This is a genomic window from Streptosporangium nanhuense, assembly GCF_059358815.1.
Genome location: NZ_JCADBG010000005.1, coordinates 393,935 through 411,571 on the forward strand (window position 1 = coordinate 393,935; position 17,637 = coordinate 411,571).

Annotated in this window: 13 protein-coding genes and 1 pseudogene; 9 read left to right on the forward strand and 5 right to left on the reverse strand. The window is 71.5% G+C overall.

The window, feature by feature from the left end; all coding sequences use genetic code 11:
* Nucleotides 1–2 precede the first annotated feature (2 nt).
* Both AC5L38_RS13465 and AC5L38_RS13470 read right to left on the reverse strand, forming a co-directional pair.
* Nucleotides 3–1,937, reverse strand: a complete 1,935-nt coding sequence (locus tag AC5L38_RS13465; protein WP_495243103.1) for a molybdopterin oxidoreductase family protein — start codon at nt 1,935–1,937, stop codon at nt 3–5.
* 47 nt (nt 1,938–1,984) lie between these two features.
* A complete protein-coding gene (locus AC5L38_RS13470) occupies nt 1,985–2,974 on the reverse strand; it encodes a 2-dehydropantoate 2-reductase (RefSeq protein ID WP_495243104.1) in 990 nt (329 codons plus the stop codon).
* A 72-nt stretch (nt 2,975–3,046) separates the two neighbouring features.
* On the opposite strand from AC5L38_RS13470, the gene AC5L38_RS13475 reads away from it, so the two are divergent.
* The 7 genes from AC5L38_RS13475 (at nt 3,047) to AC5L38_RS13505 (ending at nt 12,801) form a co-directional block, all read left to right on the forward strand.
* A complete protein-coding gene (locus tag AC5L38_RS13475; protein ID WP_495243105.1) occupies nt 3,047–4,477 on the forward strand; it encodes a molybdopterin molybdotransferase MoeA in 1,431 nt (476 codons plus the stop codon).
* Nucleotides 4,478–4,555: 78 nt separating this feature from the next.
* On the forward strand, nt 4,556–6,247 hold the full coding sequence (locus tag AC5L38_RS13480) for a thiamine pyrophosphate-binding protein (RefSeq protein WP_495243106.1): 1,692 nt from the start codon (nt 4,556–4,558) through the stop codon (nt 6,245–6,247).
* 10 nt (nt 6,248–6,257) lie between these two features.
* A complete protein-coding gene (gene frc / locus AC5L38_RS13485; RefSeq protein WP_495243107.1) occupies nt 6,258–7,481 on the forward strand; it encodes a formyl-CoA transferase in 1,224 nt (407 codons plus the stop codon).
* On the forward strand, nt 7,481–9,616 hold the full coding sequence (locus AC5L38_RS13490; RefSeq protein ID WP_495243108.1) for an acetate--CoA ligase family protein: 2,136 nt from the start codon (nt 7,481–7,483) through the stop codon (nt 9,614–9,616). The genes frc and AC5L38_RS13490 overlap by 1 nt, the downstream gene beginning before the upstream one ends.
* Before the next feature lie 170 nt (nt 9,617–9,786).
* Nucleotides 9,787–11,193 carry an Nramp family divalent metal transporter gene (locus tag AC5L38_RS13495; protein WP_495243109.1) on the forward strand — a complete coding sequence of 469 codons (1,407 nt, stop codon included), beginning with the start codon at nt 9,787–9,789 and terminating at the stop codon, nt 11,191–11,193.
* A gap of 10 nt (nt 11,194–11,203) precedes the next feature.
* Complete coding sequence (locus AC5L38_RS13500) at nt 11,204–11,719, forward strand: hypothetical protein (RefSeq protein ID WP_495243110.1); 516 nt, start codon at nt 11,204–11,206, stop codon at nt 11,717–11,719.
* Nucleotides 11,716–12,801 (forward strand): TerC family protein, encoded by a 1,086-nt coding sequence (locus tag AC5L38_RS13505; RefSeq protein ID WP_495243111.1) that lies wholly within the window; start codon nt 11,716–11,718, stop codon nt 12,799–12,801. Before AC5L38_RS13500 ends, AC5L38_RS13505 begins: the two co-directional genes overlap by 4 nt.
* A 54-nt stretch (nt 12,802–12,855) precedes the next feature.
* Here the strand turns inward: AC5L38_RS13505 and AC5L38_RS13510 are convergent, their stop codons facing one another.
* The 3 genes from AC5L38_RS13510 to AC5L38_RS13520 form a co-directional block, all read right to left on the reverse strand.
* Nucleotides 12,856–13,044 (reverse strand): hypothetical protein, encoded by a 189-nt coding sequence (locus AC5L38_RS13510; protein WP_495243112.1) that lies wholly within the window; start codon nt 13,042–13,044, stop codon nt 12,856–12,858.
* 569 nt (nt 13,045–13,613) lie between these two features.
* Nucleotides 13,614–14,363: a GntR family transcriptional regulator gene (locus AC5L38_RS13515; protein WP_495243113.1), complete on the reverse strand. Its 750-nt coding sequence runs from the start codon at nt 14,361–14,363 to the stop codon at nt 13,614–13,616.
* Nucleotides 14,364–14,490: 127 nt separating this feature from the next.
* Nucleotides 14,491–15,786 carry an MFS transporter gene (locus tag AC5L38_RS13520; RefSeq protein ID WP_495243114.1) on the reverse strand — a complete coding sequence of 432 codons (1,296 nt, stop codon included), beginning with the start codon at nt 15,784–15,786 and terminating at the stop codon, nt 14,491–14,493.
* Nucleotides 15,787–15,885: 99 nt separating this feature from the next.
* Between AC5L38_RS13520 and sucC the strand changes: the two genes are divergently transcribed.
* Nucleotides 15,886–17,049, forward strand: coding sequence for an ADP-forming succinate--CoA ligase subunit beta (sucC, locus tag AC5L38_RS13525; RefSeq protein ID WP_495243115.1), 1,164 nt, complete (start codon nt 15,886–15,888; stop codon nt 17,047–17,049).
* 97 nt (nt 17,050–17,146) lie between these two features.
* Nucleotides 17,147–17,637 (forward strand): annotated as a pseudogene (locus AC5L38_RS13530) (succinate--CoA ligase subunit alpha); the annotation flags it as partial.

The window sequence follows — 17,637 nt, forward strand, 5'->3', positions numbered from 1 at the left end:
CGTCACCCGGCCTTCGCGGGTACGAGCTTGTCGACGCGCACGGCGGCGGCCTTGAACTCCGCGGTGCCCGCGATCGGGCAGGTGGCCTCGATGGTGAGGGCGTTGGTGTCGACCTCGTCGGGGAAGTGCATCGTCATGAAGACCAGGCCGGGACGCAGGGCCGGGTCGATGTGGACGGGGGCGACGACCGATCCCCGCCGGGAGCTGATCCTGACCTCCTCGCCGGGACTCACCCCCAGCCGCGCGGCGTCCTCGGGGCAGAGCTCGATGTTCTCGCCCCTGCGCAGCGGGGAGGCGAACCCGGACGACTGCACGCCGGTGTTGTAGGAGTCGAGACGGCGGCCGGTGGTGAGCCGCAGGGGATACTCGTCGTCGAGCAGGTCGACCGGCGGGGAGTGCTGGAGCACCGCGAACGGCGCCGCCCTGCCCCGCCGGGCCGGGTCGCTCTCCCAGAGCCGCCCGTGCAGGAAGGGCGGTTCGAGGGAGTCCTCGGACGGGCAGGGCCACTGGATGCCCTGGAGCCTGTCGAGCCTGTCGTAGGTCATGCCGGTGTGGGCGGGGGAGAGGGCGCGCAGCTCGTCCCAGACCTCCTCGGCGCCGGTGTAGTTCCAGTCGTGGCCCAGGCGGCGGGCCAGCTCGCAGAGGATCCAGATGTCGTCGCGGGCCTCGCCCGGCGCCTGGAGCGCCTTGCGGACCCGCTGCACCCGCCGCTCGCTGTTGGTGAAGGTGCCCTCGCTCTCGCACCAGGCCGCGCCCGCCGGCAGCACCACGTCGGCCATCTGGGCGGTCTTGGTCAGGAAGATGTCCTGCACGACCAGGTGGTCGAGCATGCCGAGCCGCTTGACGCAGCTCAGCGAGTCGGCCTCGGACTGCACCGGGTTCTCCCCGATGAGGTAGCAGGTGGTGACCTCGCCCTCGGCCATCCCCTCCAGCATCTCGGTGAGGTTGCGGCCGTAGCGCGGCTGGATGGGGGTCTCCCACGCCTGCTCGAACTTGACGCGGATCTCCGGGTCGAGGATGTCCTGGAAGCCGGGCAGCCGGTTGGGGATGGCTCCCATGTCGCCGCCGCCCTGCACGTTGTTCTGGCCGCGCAGCGGGGACAGGCCGGAGCCGTAGCGCCCGACGTGGCCGGTGAGCAGCGCCAGGTTGATGAGGGCGCGCACGTTGTCGGTGGCGTTGTGGTGCTCGGTGATGCCGAGCGTCCAGCACAGCTGGGCGCGGTCGGCCCTGGCGTAGGCGTGCGCGAGCTCCCGGATGGCGGCCGCGGGCACGCCGGTGACCTGCTCGGCCACCGGGAGCGTCCACGGCTCGACCGAGGCGGCGAACTCCGCGAAGCCCTCGGTGGCGCGCTCGATGAACGAGGTGTTGTGCAGCCCGGCGTGGATGATCTCCCGGGCCACCGCGTGCGCGAGCGGGATGTCGGTGCCCACGTTGAGGCCCATCCAGAGGTCGGCCCACTCGGCGGTGCCCGTGCGGCGGGGGTCGACCGCGAACATGCGGGCGCCCTTCCTTATCCCCTTGAGCACGTGGTGGAAGAAGATCGGGTGCGCGTTGCGCGCCGCCGAGCCCCACATCACGATCACGTCGGCGTCCTCCACCTCCTGGTAGGAGGAGGTGCCGCCGCCGCTGCCGAAGGCCGCGGACAGGCCCGCCACGCTCGGGGCGTGGCAGGTGCGGTTGCAGGAGTCGACGTTGTTGGTGCCGATCACGACCCGGGTGAACTTCTGACCCACGTAGTTCATCTCGTTGGTGGAACGGGCGCACGACAGCATCGCGAAGGAGTCGGGCCCGTGTTGCTCGACGTTGCGGCGGAAGCCCTCCGCGGCCCGTTGGAGCGCCTCGTCCCAGGTGGCGCGGCGCAGCACGCCGTTCTCACGGACAAGGGGATGGGTGAGCCGGTCGTAGTGCTCGGCGCGGTCCCCGCGGTCCCTCTTCATTGCCGCATCCTTTCGACAGTCCTGTATACAGTCTACGGTATGTCGCATCAACTGGCGGCGGCAAGATTTTCTCTGGCCTGCTCGTCCAGGAGGTCGGCGACGGCGTGGATCGCCCGCAGCGTGGGCACCTCGGCCCCGGTCAGGTCGGCCAGTTCCACGACCGCGGCGAGGAGCACGTCGAGCTCCAGGGGCTTGCCCTTCTCCAGGTCCTGGAGGGTGGAGGTCTTGTGCTCGCCGGCCCGCTCGGCGCCCGCGATCCGGCGCTCGATCGAGATGTCGGGCTCGCAGCCCACCCGGCGGGCCACGTCGACGGTCTCGCGCATCATGGTGACGACGAGGTCGCGTGTCCCGCGGTGGCGGCAGATGCCCGCCATGGTCGCCCGGGTGAGCGCGCTGATCGGGTTGAAGGCGATGTTGCCCATGAGCTTGATCCAGATGTCGCGCCGCAGGTCCGTCTCGACGGGACATTTCAGGCCGCCCTCGACCATGGCGGTGCTGAAGTCGACGCAGCGTGAGGAGAGGGAGCCGTCGGGCTCGCCGATGGAGAAGCGGGTGCCCTCCAGGTGGCGGATCACGCCGGGCGCCTCGATCTCCGTCGCCGCGTAGACGACGCATCCGATGGCGCGCTCCAGCGGCAGCGCGGAGGTGACCGCCCCGCCGGGGTCGACGCTCTCGATCACGTGACCCTCGTAGGGGCCGGGCAGCCGGTGGAAATACCACCACGGGATGCCGTTCTGGGCCGCGATGAGGCCGGTGGTCTCGTGGAGCAGCGGCTGGATCATGGGCCCGGCCGCCGCGTAGGAGTTGGCCTTGAGGCCGAGGAAGACGTGGTCCACCGGCCCGATCTCGCGGGGGTCGTCGGTGGTGTGGGGGTGGGCGGTGAAGTCTCCGCGCGGGCTCAGCACCCGCACTCCTGATGCGCGCATCGCCGCGAGGTGCTCTCCACGGGCGATCAGATGCACCTCGGCGCCTGCCCTGCACAGGGCGGCGCCGACGTAGGCGCCGATGGCGCCGGCGCCAAGAACAGCGACTTTCACAAGAGGCTCCGTCCTCGCGTCCATAGTGCATTCGGTATACAGTATGGAAAAAATCCGGTCAAGGAGCCGCCGATGGCCGTCCCCAGATCCACCGTCCACGAAGCCGTCCGGGAAGCCGTCCATGAAGCCCCGTCCCGCGATCCGGGCGCCCCGCCCCCGCCGGGGCAGGGGGCGGGGGCGTCGCACCGCGGTGCCCACGCGGGGGCACTCCCGTGGGAGTCGGCCCGCGAGATCGCGGCGTCCGCCGCCGGGCCGCTCGCCCCGGTCGACCTCCCCCTCCACCTGGCGTACGGCTGCCGCCTGGCCGCGCCGCTGCACGCCCTCGTCCCGGTGCCCGGCGCCGACGTGGCCGCGATGGACGGCTACGCGGTCGCGGGCGATCCGCCCTGGCGGATCGCGGGCCTCGTGCTCGCCGGGGGCGCGCCCTTCGGGGCCGCGCTCGCGCCAGGCACGGCGGTGGAGATCGCCACCGGCGCCCCGGTGCCCGAGGGCGCGGAGGCGGTGCTGCCCTACGAGCTGGCCGTACGGACCGGCGGGGCGCGGGAGGGCGGAGGGGGCGGAGGGGGCGGGCGGCCCGTGCCGCCGGGCCGGTTCGCGCCGCCCCTCGGCCGGTTCGCGCCACCGGGAGGGCCTCCGGACGGAGAGCCCCGGCCGATCGGCGATCGGGTGGCGGCCGCGCCGGGGGCGGTCGAGCCCGGCAGGCACATCCGGCGGCGCGGCGAGGACTGCCCGCTGGGGGCCGTGGTGCTCACGGCCGGCTCGGCCGTTACGCCCGCGGTGCTCGGCCTCGCGGCCGGCCTCGGGCACGACGTGCTGCGCGTGCGGCCCAGGCCGCTGGTGTCCGTGCTGGTCACGGGCGACGAGGTGGTGACGCGCGGGCTGCCGGGCCCGGGGCGGGTGCGCGACGCGATCGGTCCCATGCTGCCGGGGCTCGTCGAGTGGGCGGGCGGGGTGGCCGAGGCGCCGCGGTGGCTGCCCGACGGGGCGCGGGCGCTGGCCGCCGCGCTCGCGGGGACCGCGGACGGCCCGCCGGGCCAGGTGGTCGTGGTCTGCGGCGCCTCGTCGAAGGGGCCCGCCGACCACCTGCGGGCGGTGCTCGCCGGGCTCGGGGCGGAGATCCTCGTCGACGGCGTCGCGGTGCGTCCCGGCCACCCGCAGCTCCTCGCCAGGCTTCCCGGCGGGCGCCTGGTGGCCGGGCTGCCGGGCAATCCGTACGCCGCGCTGGTCGCCGCGCTGACGCTGCTCGCCCCGGCGGTCCGGGCGCTCGCGGGCGGCCCCGAGGCCCCGCGCGAGCGGTCCGCGCTGACCGGCGACGTACGGCCGCACCACGCCGACACCCGCATGGTCGCGGTGCGGCGCGGCGGGCGCGGCGCGGTGCCCGTCGGGCACGACCGGCCGGGATCGCTGTGGGGGGCCGCGCTCGCCGAGGCGCTCGCGGTCGTCCCGCCCGGATGGGGGGGCGAGCCGGTCGAGCTCGTCCCACTGCCCGCACAAAGGGTCTAGACATCCTCGGACCCCGGGGGTAACCATTGCCCTCATACGGTATGCAGTATGGAGAACACAATCGAGAGGACCATCAGAATGACGCAGCCAGCGGACGCGGCCCCGGAAACCATCTCCGGAGGCCACCTGGTGGCGAAGGCGCTGAAGGCGGAGGGGATCGATGTGATCTTCACGCTCTGCGGCGGCCACATCATCGACATCTATGACGGTTGCATCGACGAGGGCATCGAGGTCATCGACGTCCGCCACGAGCAGGTGGCGGCGCACGCGGCCGACGGTTACGCCCGGATCACCGGCAAACCGGGTTGCGCGGTCGTGACGGCCGGGCCGGGCACCACCGACGCGGTGACCGGTGTGGCCAACGCCTTCAGGGCGGAGAGCCCCATGCTGCTCATCGGGGGGCAGGGGGCTCTGAGCCAGCACAAGATGGGCTCGCTGCAGGACCTGCCCCACGTCGACATGATGACCCCGATCACCAAGTTCGCGGCCACGGTCCCCTCGACCGAGCGGGTGGCCGACATCGTCTCGATGGCCTTCAGGGAGTGCTACCACGGCGCTCCGGGGCCGTCCTTCCTGGAGATCCCGCGCGACGTCCTCGACGCCAGCGTCCCGGTCTCCAAGGCCCGCATTCCCGAGGCCGGCCGCTACCGCGCCTCGGTACGCCAGGCCGGAGACCCCGAGGCCGTCGAGCGCCTCGCCGACCTGCTGGCCCACGCGGAGAAGCCCTGCGTCCTGCTGGGCAGCCAGGTCTGGACCACCAGGGGCACCGACGACGCGATCAACTTCGTCCGCGCGCTCAACGTCCCCGCCTACATGAACGGCTCGGCCCGCGGCACGCTGCCCCCCGGCGATCCGCACCACTTCCAGCTCTCCCGGCGCTACGCCTTCACCAACGCCGACCTGATCATCATCGTCGGCACCCCGTTCGACTTCCGGATGGGCTACGGAAAGCGCCTGTCGCCCTCGGCGACGGTGGTCCAGATCGACCTCGACTACCGCACCGTCGGCAAGAACCGCGACGTCGACCTGGGCATCGTCGGCGACGCCGGGCTGATCCTGGCCGCGGCCACCCAGGCCGCCTCGGGCCGCGTCGAGAACGGCGCGACCCGGCGCAAGGAGTGGCTGGAGGAGCTGCGCGCGGTCGAGACCGCCGCCTACGAGAAGCGACTGCCCCGCCAGCTCTCCGGCTCGCAGCCGATCGACCCCTACCGCCTGGTCCACGAGATCAACGAGTTCCTCACCGAGGACACCATCTACATCGGCGACGGCGGCGACATCGTCACCTTCTCCGGCCAGGTCGTCCAGCCCAAGTCGCCCGGTCACTGGATGGACCCCGGGCCGCTCGGCACCCTCGGCGTCGGCGTCGCCTTCGCCATGGCCGCCAAGTACGCCAAGCCAGACAAGGAGGTGCTCTGCCTCTTCGGGGACGGGGCGTTCAGCCTCACCGGCTGGGACTTCGAGACGATGGTCCGCTTCGACCTGCCGTTCATCGGCGTCATCGGCAACAACTCCTCGATGAACCAGATCCGCTACGGCCAGGCCGCCAAGTACGGCGAGAACCGCGGCCGGGTCGGCAACACCCTCGGCGACGTCAGATACGACGAGTTCGCCCGGATGCTGGGCGGCTACGGCGAGGAGGTCAGGGACCCCGCCGACATCAGGCCCGCGCTTGAGCGCGCCCGCGAGTCGGGCAAGCCCGCCCTGATCAACGTGTGGGTCGATCCGGACGTCTACGCGCCCGGAACCATGAACCAGACCATGTACAAGTGAGGGGGACCCCATGAAGGCACTGGAAGGTGTCCGCGTCCTCGACATGACCCATGTGCAGTCGGGTCCGTCCTGCACGCAGCTCCTGGCCTGGCTCGGCGCCGACGTGATCAAGCTGGAGGCGCCCTCCGGGGACATCACCCGCAAGCAGCTGCGCGACGTCCCCGACGTCGACAGCCTCTACTTCACGATGCTCAACTGCAACAAGCGCAGCATCACCCTCAACATGAAGAGCGATCGCGGCAAGCAGCTGTTCACCGAGCTGGTGCGCGACTCCGACATCCTGGTGGAGAACTTCGGGCCCGGCGCGGTCGACCGGATGGGGTTCTCCTGGGACCGGCTCCAGGAGCTCAACCCCCGGCTGGTCTACGCCTCGATCAAGGGGTTCGGCCCGGGACGCTACGCCAAGTTCAAGGCGTACGAGGTGATCGCCCAGGCGATGGGCGGCTCGATGAGCACCACCGGCTTCGAGGACGGCCCGCCGCTGGCCACCGGCGCCCAGATCGGCGACTCCGGCACCGGCATCCACGCCGTCGCCGGCATCCTGGCCGCCCTCTACCAGCGCGAGCAGACCGGGCGCGGCCAGCGCGTGCAGGTGGCGATGCAGCACGCCGTGCTCAACCTGTGCCGGGTCAAGCTCCGCGACCAGCAACGGCTCGGCCACGGCCCCCTGTCGGAGTACCCCAACAAGACCTTCGGCGACGAGGTGCCGCGCTCGGGCAACGCCTCGGGCGGCGGCCAGCCCGGCTGGGCGGTGCGCTGCGCCCCCGGCGGCCCCAACGACTACATCTACGTCATCGTGCAGCCGGTCGGCTGGGCGCCGCTCGCCGGGATCATCGGCCGCCCCGAGCTGGCCAACGACCCCGAGTGGGCCACCCCCGAGGCGCGCCTTCCCAACCTCGACAAGATGTTCCAGCTCATCGAGGAGTGGAGCATCACCCGCGACAAGTGGGAGGTCCTCGACCTGCTCAACGCCGCCAACATCCCCTGCGGCCCGATCCTGTCCACCAAGGAGCTGCTGGAGGACGAGAGCCTGCGGCGGGAGGGCGCGCTGGTCGAGGTCGACCACCCCCAGCGCGGCTCCTTCGTGACGGTCGGCAGCCCGCTGCACCTGTCCGACTCGCCGGTGGACGTCACCGCGCCGCCCCTGCTCGGCGAGCACAACACCGAGATCTACGCCGGCCTCGGCCTGTCCGCCGAGGAGCTGGCCGAGCTGAAGACGAACGGAGTCATCTGATGGCGTATGACCAGGCCGCCGTACGCGAGGTGCTGGACAAAGCCCGTGCCGAGGGCCGCACCGCGCTGACCGCCCCCGAGGGCAGGAGGATCTGCCAGGCGTACGGCATCTCGACCCCCGGTGAGGGGGTGGCGACCTCGGCGGAGGAGGCGGTGTCGATCGCCGGGGAGATCGGCCTGCCGGTGGTGCTCAAGATCGTGTCCCCCGACATCCTGCACAAGACCGAGGCGGGCGGGGTGCTCGTCGGCGTGGCCGACCTCGACGCGGTGCGCGCCGGCTACGACCGGATCCTGGCCTCCGCGCGCTCGTACGACCCCGAGGCGTCGATCGACGGCGTCCAGGTGCAGGCCATGGTCGGCGCCGGGCACGAGGTGATCATCGGCGCGGTCACCGACCAGACCTTCGGCAAGGTCGTCGCCTTCGGGCTCGGCGGGGTGCTCGTCGAAGTCCTCAAGGACGTGACCTTCCGGCTGGCCCCCCTCTCGGGTGATGATGCACTCGGGATGCTGGACGACATCAGGGCGGCGGAGGTGTTGCGCGGTGTCCGTGGTGCGGAGGCGGCCGACAGGGGGGCGCTGGCGAGCATGATCGAGCGAGTCGGCGCGCTCGTCGGTGACTTCCCCGAGATCGCGGAGGTGGACCTGAACCCCGTCTTCGCCACCGCCGAGGGAGCGACGGCCGCCGACGTGCGCATCCTCCTGGACGCCGACCCCGTCGCCGCGCCCGCCCGGCTCTCGCGGGAGGAGATCCTCGCCGGGATGAACCGGATCTTCAAGCCGCGCGCCGTCGCGGTGATCGGGGCCTCCGGCGAGACCGGCAAGATCGGCAACTCGGTCATGCGCAACCTGATCAACGGCGGCTACCGCGGCCACATCTACCCGATCAACCCCAAGGCCCCGGAGATCCTCGGGCTGCCCGCCTACCCCAGCATCGCGGACGTGCCGGGGGAGGTCGACGTGGCGGTCTTCGCCATCCCGGCCAAGTTCGTGCCCGCGGCGCTGGAGGACGCCGGGCGCAAGGGGGTGGCGGGAGCCATCATGATCCCGTCGGGGTTCGCCGAGACGGGCAACGTCGAGGGCCAGCAGGAGATCGTCGAGATCGCCCGCAAGCACGGCGTGCGGATGCTCGGCCCCAACATCTACGGCTATTACTACACGCCGGAAAACCTCTGCGCCACGTTCTGCACGCCCTACGACGTGAAGGGCGGGGTCGCGCTCACCTCGCAGAGCGGCGGCATCGGCATGGCCATCCTCGGCTTCAGCCGCACCACCGGGATGGGCGTCTCGGCGATCGTCGGGGTCGGCAACAAGGCCGACGTCGACGAGGACGACCTGCTCACCTTCTTCGAGCAGGACGACAACACCAACTGCGTGGCCATGCACCTGGAGGACCTCAAGGACGGGCGCGGGTTCGTCGAGGCCGCACAGCGGATGGTCGCCAAGAAGCCGGTGATCGTGCTCAAGGCCGGGCGCACCGCGATGGGCGCGCGGGCCGCGGGCTCGCACACCGGGGCGCTGGCCGGCGACGACAAGGTCTACGACGACATCCTCCGCCAGGCGGGCGTCGTGCGGGCCCCGGGCCTCAACGACATGCTCGAGTACGCCAGGGCGCTGCCGCTGATGCCCGCCCCCAAGGGCGAGAACGTCGTCATCATCACCGGGGCGGGCGGCTCGGGCGTGCTGCTCTCCGACGCCTGCGTCGACAACGGGCTCACCCTCATGGAGATCCCGCCGGATCTCGACGAGGCCTTCCGTGCCTACATCCCGCCCTTCGGCGCGGCGGGCAACCCCGTCGACATCACCGGCGGCGAACCGCCGAGCACCTACGAGAACACCATCAGGCTGGGCCTGGCCGACCCCCGCGTGCACGCGCTGGTGATCGGCTACTGGCACACGATCGTCACCCCGCCGATGGTCTTCGCCGAGCTGGTGGCGCGGGTGGTGGCCGAGGAGCGGGCCAAGGGCAACGACAAGCCCGTGGTCGCCTCGCTGGCCGGTGACGTCGAGGTCGAGCAGGCCTGTGACCATCTCTTCGCGAACGGGGTGATCGCCTACCCGTACACCACGGAGAAGCCCGTGGCCGTGCTCGGTGCCAAGTATCGCTGGGCGAGGGCCGCGGGGTTGCTGCGCGGCTGAGCCGCGCCTCATGAGCGAGGGGGCGAATCGGGGCACTCGCAGGATCAACCAACCCCCCAGGAGGTCCGCAGGTGGACACATCGAGAACACCGGCTGCAGCGGAGCCCGGCGAAGCCGCCGCCGCATCCGGCCAGGAAGAGAAAGTATGGCGGGCGGGCGGGCTGGAGCCGATGCCCATACGCACCCTGCCCGACGCTCCCCCGTCGATCCACATCCTCGGGCCGACGGTGTTCCTCGTCGCGCTCGGCGTGGGCATGGGCGAGTCGTACATGTGGCCTCGGCTGGTCCTGCTGTTCGGGCCGGAGATCCGGTGGCTGTTCCTCATCGGCGTCACCCTCCAGGCCGTGGTCATGCTGGAGATGGCCCGTTACGCCATGGCGACGGGGGAGAGCATCTTCTTCGGCGCCGCCCGGGTCTTCAAGCCCCTGATGTGGTTCTTCTTCGTCGTCGCGATCCTCGTCTACATCTGGCCGGGTCATCTGTCCGCGGGGGCCGCCGCCTTCGAGCAGATCACCGGCATCCCATGGGTGATAACGGCCGTCGCGGGCCTGATACTCGTCGGCGTCGTCTTCAGCCTGGCGAAGGTGATCTACAACCTGCTGGAGAACGTGCTGTCGATCCTGATCGGCACGCTCGTCGTCGGGACCGCCGTGGTGGCGGCCATGGTCGGCACCTGGGGCGACGTGACGAGCACGATCACCGGGATGTTCGCCTTCGGCTACCTGCCGGAGCAGGCGCTCTCCGAGGCCTGGTTCCCGGTGATCGTGGGTTCGATCGCCTTCGCCGGACCGTCCGGAATGCAGCAGATGTGGTACACCCTGCACCTGCGTGACTCCGGAGCCGGGATGGGAGCACACATCCCGGCCGTCCGCGGTCTCCGGCACGCCGGCGAGGAAGAGGCCATGCCCTCGCGCGGCTTCATGTTCGACACGAACAACCCCGAGGAGATGCGCAAGTGGAAGGGGTGGCGGCGCTGGGTCACCTTCGACGCGCTCCTGCTCTTCTGGGGCATCACGATGCTGGTCACCGTCTCCTTCACGGTGATCGCGCAGGCCGCGGCGAGGAACACCCCCGGGGTCCGCACCGTGATCGAGTCCGGGGAGCGGGAGGCGGCGCTCAACGCGATGGCCGACTCCTTCGCCTCGGCGGGCAGCTCGGTGCTGGGCGGGGTCTTCCTCGGCTTCATCGCGCTGATCGGGCTGAACGCCACCCTCGGCCTGTTCGACTCCTTCTCCCGGGGGCAGGCGGACATGAGCTTCCACTTCGTGCGCGGCGCGAAGAAGCTCGGCATGTCCCGCCTGTACGCCGCCTTCCTGTGGGGCGTCATCGCGTTCGGCATCCTGATCCTGCTGTTCGGCCCGGCCGACGGCCCGAGCGGGATTCTCGACACGCTGGCGTTCCTGTCCACGTTCGCCATGGGCGCCTACTGCGTGACGCTCCTGCTGGTGAACAACCGCATGTTGCCCAAACCGATCAGGCCGAAGATCTGGACGAACCTGATCATCGGCTTCGGGGCGGTCTTCTATCTGGGGATGCTGCTCTACAGCCTGTTCGCCTTCGGTGTGGTCGTGGGCTGAGACCGTGCCGATGCGACAAGCTGAACTCGCCCTTCCCGGGGCGCTGATCGGAGTCGTCGCCGGCGCCATGGCCGGGGGGCTGACCCTGCTCGCGGGGCAGTCCTCCGGCTGGGCCGCGATCTCCGCGGTGACGCTGGCCCTTCCCCTGGGCCTCCTCGGGGCCGGATACTCCATCCTGCTCGGCCGGAACCTGTTCAGACCGGGGCTGTTCGCCCCCGCGGGTCTGTACTGGCTGGCCGGCTTCCCCCTGGCCCGGCTGTTCCAGGAGACGATCACCGGCCTGGCCGTCTTCGGTCACGTCAGCCTGCCGGGCGGGGTGGCGGGATTCCTGGCCTACCAGGCCATGGTGAGCCTCGGCTTCGCGATCGGCTTCCTCTGGTTGCACGAGAGGCTCATGCCCCACTGGTTGATGCGCCTGAGAGAGCGCAATCCGCGGGCGCGCGAACTACTCGCCGCCTACGTCGAGCACGCTGAGGCGCTGTGGCTCGCCAAGGAACGCCGCCGCGCACGGAAAGGAGCGCGTTGAACATTCCCACCTGGGTGTGGCTGGTCACGATCGCCGGGTTCGGCCTCGTGCTGGCCATCGACTTCTACCTCGTGGCGCGCAACCCGCGAAAGCCCACGTTCCGCGAGTGCACGTTCTGGGTGATCTTCTACGTGTCGCTCGCCGTCGCCTTCGGCATCGGGCTGCTGGTGGTCACGGGGCCGTCGCACGGCGGCGAGTTCTTCGCCGGCTGGATCACCGAGTACTCCCTCAGCGTCGACAACCTGTTCGTCTTCCTGCTGATCATGAGCCGCTTCTCGGTGCCGGACCGCTACCGGCAGAAGGTGCTCCTGATCGGCATCGTCCTGGCACTCGTCATGCGCGGCGCCTTCATCGCCGCCGGGGCGGAGGCCGTGACCCGCTTCGACTGGCTCTTCTACATCTTCGGCGCCTTCCTCATCTACACCGCGTGGAAGCTCATCGGCCACGAGGAGGAGGAGGCGGAGTTCTCCGAGAACATCGCGCTGCGCACGGTCAGGCGGGTCGTCCCCACCACGGATAAATACCACGGCTCGTCGCTCTCCGTGATGGTCGACGGCCGCCGTGCCGTCACCCCGATGCTGATCGTGATGGTGGCGATCGGGACCACGGACCTGCTGTTCGCCCTCGACTCCATCCCGGCCATCTTCGGGCTGACCAAGGAGCCCTACCTGGTGTTCACCGCCAACGCCTTCGCGCTGATGGGGCTGCGGCAGCTGTTCTTCCTGATCGGAGGGTTGCTCGACCGCCTGGTCTATCTCAGCAAGGGCCTGTCGATCGTCCTGGCCTTCATCGGCGTCAAGCTCATCTTCGAGGCGCTCCACCACGACGGCGTCTCCTGGGCCCCGGAGATCCCCATCCTGGTCTCCCTCGGGGTCATCGTCGGCACGCTGGCCGTCACCACCGTGGCCAGCCTCGTCAAGTCGAGGAACGACCGCGGTCGCGCCCCGGCGGGCCAGAACGACTCCGCGGAGGATCCGGCGACCGGCCCCGCGGGCCCGGTGACCGACCCCTCCGGTTCTCCCGGCACCATCGATCCCGCCGACCCCGCCGCGAGGCGGAGCGAGGCGCACGCGGACGGCTGAGGCGCGGCCGGCCGTCGCGAGCGGGTGGTCTCCCGGTGGAGACCTCCCGCTCGCTCATTTGGGAACGTCGATCCCGTCGGTTCGCTGCTCGGTCGCCCAGCGGCGCAGATGGCGCTCGGCGTTCTCCGCCGAACCGTACTTCCGCATGGCCGTCGCGAGGCCGAGCCCCATCATCCGGCCGTCGGCGGAACAGCCCGCCGGTGCGGAGGCGAGAAAGCGGAATCTTTTGAGAAACGCTCTCATCGATCATCACCACCAATTCTTTCGTCAAGTATCTGCCCCGGGTGTTTCCCCCAAACGGGCCACCCGTGAATTCTGTGTCAACTGGTCCGTGAGCTGCCAGGACCGTGCGGGAACGGCGAGGAGGGCCGCATCCCGTGTGAGTCCGCGCGGGGTCTCCGCGCTTTTCCCGGCCGGTACGAATCAGCCGGTTCCGGCCCGTACGAATTATCCGGTGCCGGTTCGTTCGATTCGGTGATAACCGGTCTCAAGGGGGGCGGGCGCCGGTCGGCGCGGGTTCGTCCGCGCTTTCTCCGGAGGCGCCCGCCCGGAGGTGGCCGCCTGGATGTGCCCGCCCGGACGGGCCTTCCCGGATCGGGGCGCGCGGGATCGTCGCGTACCGGATCAGGCCGGCACGCGAGGATCCCCGGCGATCGGCCCGCACCGGATCGGTTTCCGGCCGGTGCCGGACCGGCAAGGGAGAGGAGGGCTCGCGCCGGGTCGGACCGGCGCGAGCGGCAGGGAAGGGATCGCGGTCGGCCCACGCCGGCCGGGGAGGGCCGGCTCGTGCCGTGCGGCGAGGGGAGGGAGGGTCAGCTCGCGCTGAGCGAGCGCGGGCGCCGCCGGCGGGTGGCGGGCACGGCCTCCTCGGGCTCGGCGGGTTCGGAGGCTCGCTGGTCCAGGTAGGAGGAGCGGGTGTGCTCGGTGTGCTCGCGCATGATCTCCGCGGCCCTGGTCTCGTCGCGCGCCTCGATGGCGTTGATCAGCTGGGCGTGCTCCTCCCAGGAGTCGCGGCCGCGCTGGCGGGCCACCGGCGTGTGGTACCACCGCACGCGGCGGGAGACCTGCGAGGCCAGCTCCGCCAGCACCGCGTTGCCGGACAGCTCGGTGACCAGCGCGTGCAGCTCGGAGTTGGCCGCCACCGAGGCGTCGATGTCGTCGGCCTCCAGGGCCCGCAGCCCGCGCGCGCACACCTCGCGCAGCCGGGCCACGCCCGCGGAGTCCGAGTTGAGCGCGGCCAGCCGCGCCGACTCGGTCTCCAGCAGGGCGCGTACGGCGAGCAGCTGGTCGGCCTCCTGCACGGTCGGCGCGTGGACGAACGCGCCGTGGCCGGGACGGAGGTCGACCCAGCCCTCGCCGCTGAGCATCTGCAGCGCCTCGCGGACCGGCTGGCGCGACACGCCGAGCAGCTCGGCGAGCTCGCTCTCCGCGAGGTGCTGGCCGGGGCTGAGGCTCCCGTTCACGATGAGTTCCAGGATCGCCTCGAAAACGCTCTCCCGGAGGGTGGTCGGGCGCGGGATCTTGGGCGCCGCTCCCGAGTTCGCCAGTTCCGACCGCACCATGTCTCTTCAGCTCCAGGATGAGAAAAAATGGCGGCCCCTCGTCTGGCCAGCCCATTGTCTGTTGTCGACTGCCTACAGTATACAGTTTTGAGCAGGGGCCCCGTGGTGAGCCTGATCACATCATCGCTCATCGGGGGAGCGTGACCGGGTGGCCCGGCTGGCGCAGCGTGGCACTGAGGGCCGTCGCGGCCAGCACCAGGCCCGCGGCGAGGAAGAACGCGACGGCGTGACCGGATGAGGTCAGGGCCCAAGTGGCGAGGCCGACCCCGACGATCCCGGCGACCGCCTTCGCACTGTAGACCACGCCGTGGATCGAGGCGGTGTGTCTCTCGCCGAAGTATTCGCGGACCAGGCTGGCGATGAGCGGGTAGAAGGCGCCCCCGCCCAGACCGGCCGGCACCGTCGCCACCAGGATCATGACGGCGGATCCGGTCACCGCCCCCCAGGCCAGCAGCAGCTGCCCCAGGCAGAGCAGGGCCAGCACCGCGCTGAGCGTGCGCCCCCGCCCGGCCGCCTCGGCGGCGAGCATGGCGCAGGCGCGTCCCACCCCGTTGAGCACCAGGAGCAGGGCCACCGCCGCCCAGGGGGAGAAGCCGCCCGAGGTCGCCAGCGCGACCACGTCGAAGATGGAGACCGCCCCCGCGCAGACCAGGATCGACACCAGCGTGGGGAGCGAGCCCGTCCGCAGCGCCTGGCCCAGCGAGAACTGGCGGACGGCCCGGGGCTCCCTGCGCAGCGCGACCCGGTCGTCGGCCCAGGCGCGCGGGTCGATGTGGGCGGGCCACCAGTGCGGCGGAGGCAGGCGTACGAAGGCCGCGGCCAGGCCCACCGCGACCAGCGCGACGACCGCGGTCACCGCGAACAGCGGCTGGAACGCGCCCTCGTCCAGAACGGCCACCACCGCGAGCGGGGCCGTGCCGTAGGCGAAGGCGCCGGTGATGAGGCCCACCCGCGAGGCCGGGCGCTCGGGGTACCAGCGGGCGACGGCCTCGGTGCACGAGCCGTACACCAGTCCGGCGCCCACGCCGCCGAGCAGGGCGTAGCCCACGAGGACCGCGGGCAGGTCACGGGCGAACGCCACCGTGAGCAGCGCCGCGGCACTGAGCGGCGCGCCGGCCCACAGCGCGACGCGGACGCCGAGCGCGCCGCGCCGCAGCAGCAGGACGGTGGGCAGTGCCACGGCGGCCTGGCAGACGATCCAGACGGCCAGCGGCGCCAGGGCCGAGGCGAGCGGCCAGCCGCGCGCCTGCGCCAGGGCGGGCACCGCCGCCGCGTAGCCGTACTGCATGGCGCCGATGGAGGCCATGGCTGCCCAGGGGAGCCAGAACATCCACGACCGGGGACGGTTGATCAGATCCTGCGGGGTGTCGCCGACGAGGTAATCGCGTCCCCGCCAGTCTCGTACGAGCTGCGTCTTCTCCATACCGTATGGAATATCCGTCGCCGGAGTCCCTGTCGAGGCCTGGACGGGTAGATTTCCATACGGTATACCGTCTACAAGAACCGTATCCAGGGAGGTCGCGTGGACCTGTTCGAATACGAGGCGAAGAGACTCTTCGCGCGGCACGGGGTTCCCGTCCCCACCGGCGAGGTCGTGGCCACCCCCGAGGCCGCCCGCGCGGTCGCGGCCGACCTCGGCGTCCCGGTCGTCATCAAGGCCCAGGTGAAGACCGGCGGAAGGGGAAAGGCCGGGGGCGTGCGGCCCGCCCCCGGTCCCGCCTCCGCAGAGCAGGAGGCACGGCACATCCTCGGCATGGACATCAAGGGCCACATCGCCGAGACCGTGCTCGTGGAGACGGCCACGGTCCCGGTCGAGGAGTATTACGTCGCCTACCTTGTCGACCGGGCGAGCCGGTGCTTCCTCGCCATGGCGTCCGTCCACGGCGGCATGGACATCGAGGAGGTGGCCGCGACCAGGCCCGAGGCGCTGGTCAAGATGCCGGTCGACCCCCTGACCGGGATCGACGAGCGCGCCGCGCGAGAGCTGGTGACCCGCGCGGGCTTCCCCCCCGACCTCCAGGGCGCGGTGGCCGAGGTGCTCGTCCGCCTCTGGCAGGTCATGGTGGAGGAGGACGCCCTGCTGGTCGAGGTCAACCCCCTGGTGTGGACGGCGGGGAGCGCGGTCCTCGCCCTCGACGGCAAGGTCAGCCTCGACGAGGGCGCGGCCTTCCGCCACGAGCACCCGGCCCTGGCCGCCGGGCCCGGCGACGGCGACCTCGAGTCACGGGCCAGGGCCAAGGGCCTCAACTACGTCAAGCTCGACGGCCACGTGGGGGTCGTCGGCAACGGCGCGGGCCTGGTGATGAGCACCCTCGACGTCGTCGCCCAGGCCGGGGAGCGCTTCGGCGGGGTCCGCCCGGCCAACTTCCTCGACATCGGCGGCGGCGCGTCCGCGCAGGTCATGGCGAACAGCCTGGAGATCATCCTCTCCGACCCCGACGTCAGGTCGGTCCTCGTCAACGTCTTCGGCGGCATCACCGCCTGCGACGCGGTGGCCGACGGCATCGTCTCCGCGCTCGGGCTGCTCGGCGACCGCGGCCACAGCCGCCCCATCGTCGTGAGGCTCGACGGCAACAACGCCGAGGAGGGCCGGCGGATCCTCACCGAGGCCGCGCACCCCGCGGTCCGTCAGGTCACCACCATGGACGGCGCCGCCGAGGAGGCGGCCAGGCTCGCCGCGGCATGAGCGGGCCCACCACCGGACCCACCGGACCCACCGGACGCGGCGAGCCCGCCGGTCCCGCCCACGCAGGGCACGCGAGCACGGAGAGGGAGTGGCAAGCATGGCGATCTTCTTGACAGGCCACAGCAAGGTGGTCGTGCAGGGCATGACCGGCGCGGAGGGGAAGCGGCACACCGCCAGGATGCTCGACGCGGGCACCGACGTGGTCGCCGGCGTCACCCCCGGCAAGGGCGGTGAGACGGTCGACTTCGCCGGGCGGGGCGTCCCGGTGTTCGGCACGGTCGCCGAGGCGGTCGCCCGGACGGGGGCGGACGTCTCGGTGGTCTTCGTGCCGCCGCGATTCACCAAGGCCGCGGTCGTCGAGGCCGTCGACGCGGGGATCGGCCTCTGCGTGGTCATCACCGAGGGCGTCCCCGTCCACGACACGCTGGCCTTCTGGGCCCACGCGCGCAAGGCGGGCGGCCGGACCCGGATCATCGGGCCCAACTGCCCGGGGCTGATCAGTCCCGGCGCCTCCAACGCGGGGATCATCCCGGCCGACATCACCAGCGCGGGCCGCATCGGCCTGGTCTCGAAGTCGGGCACGCTGAC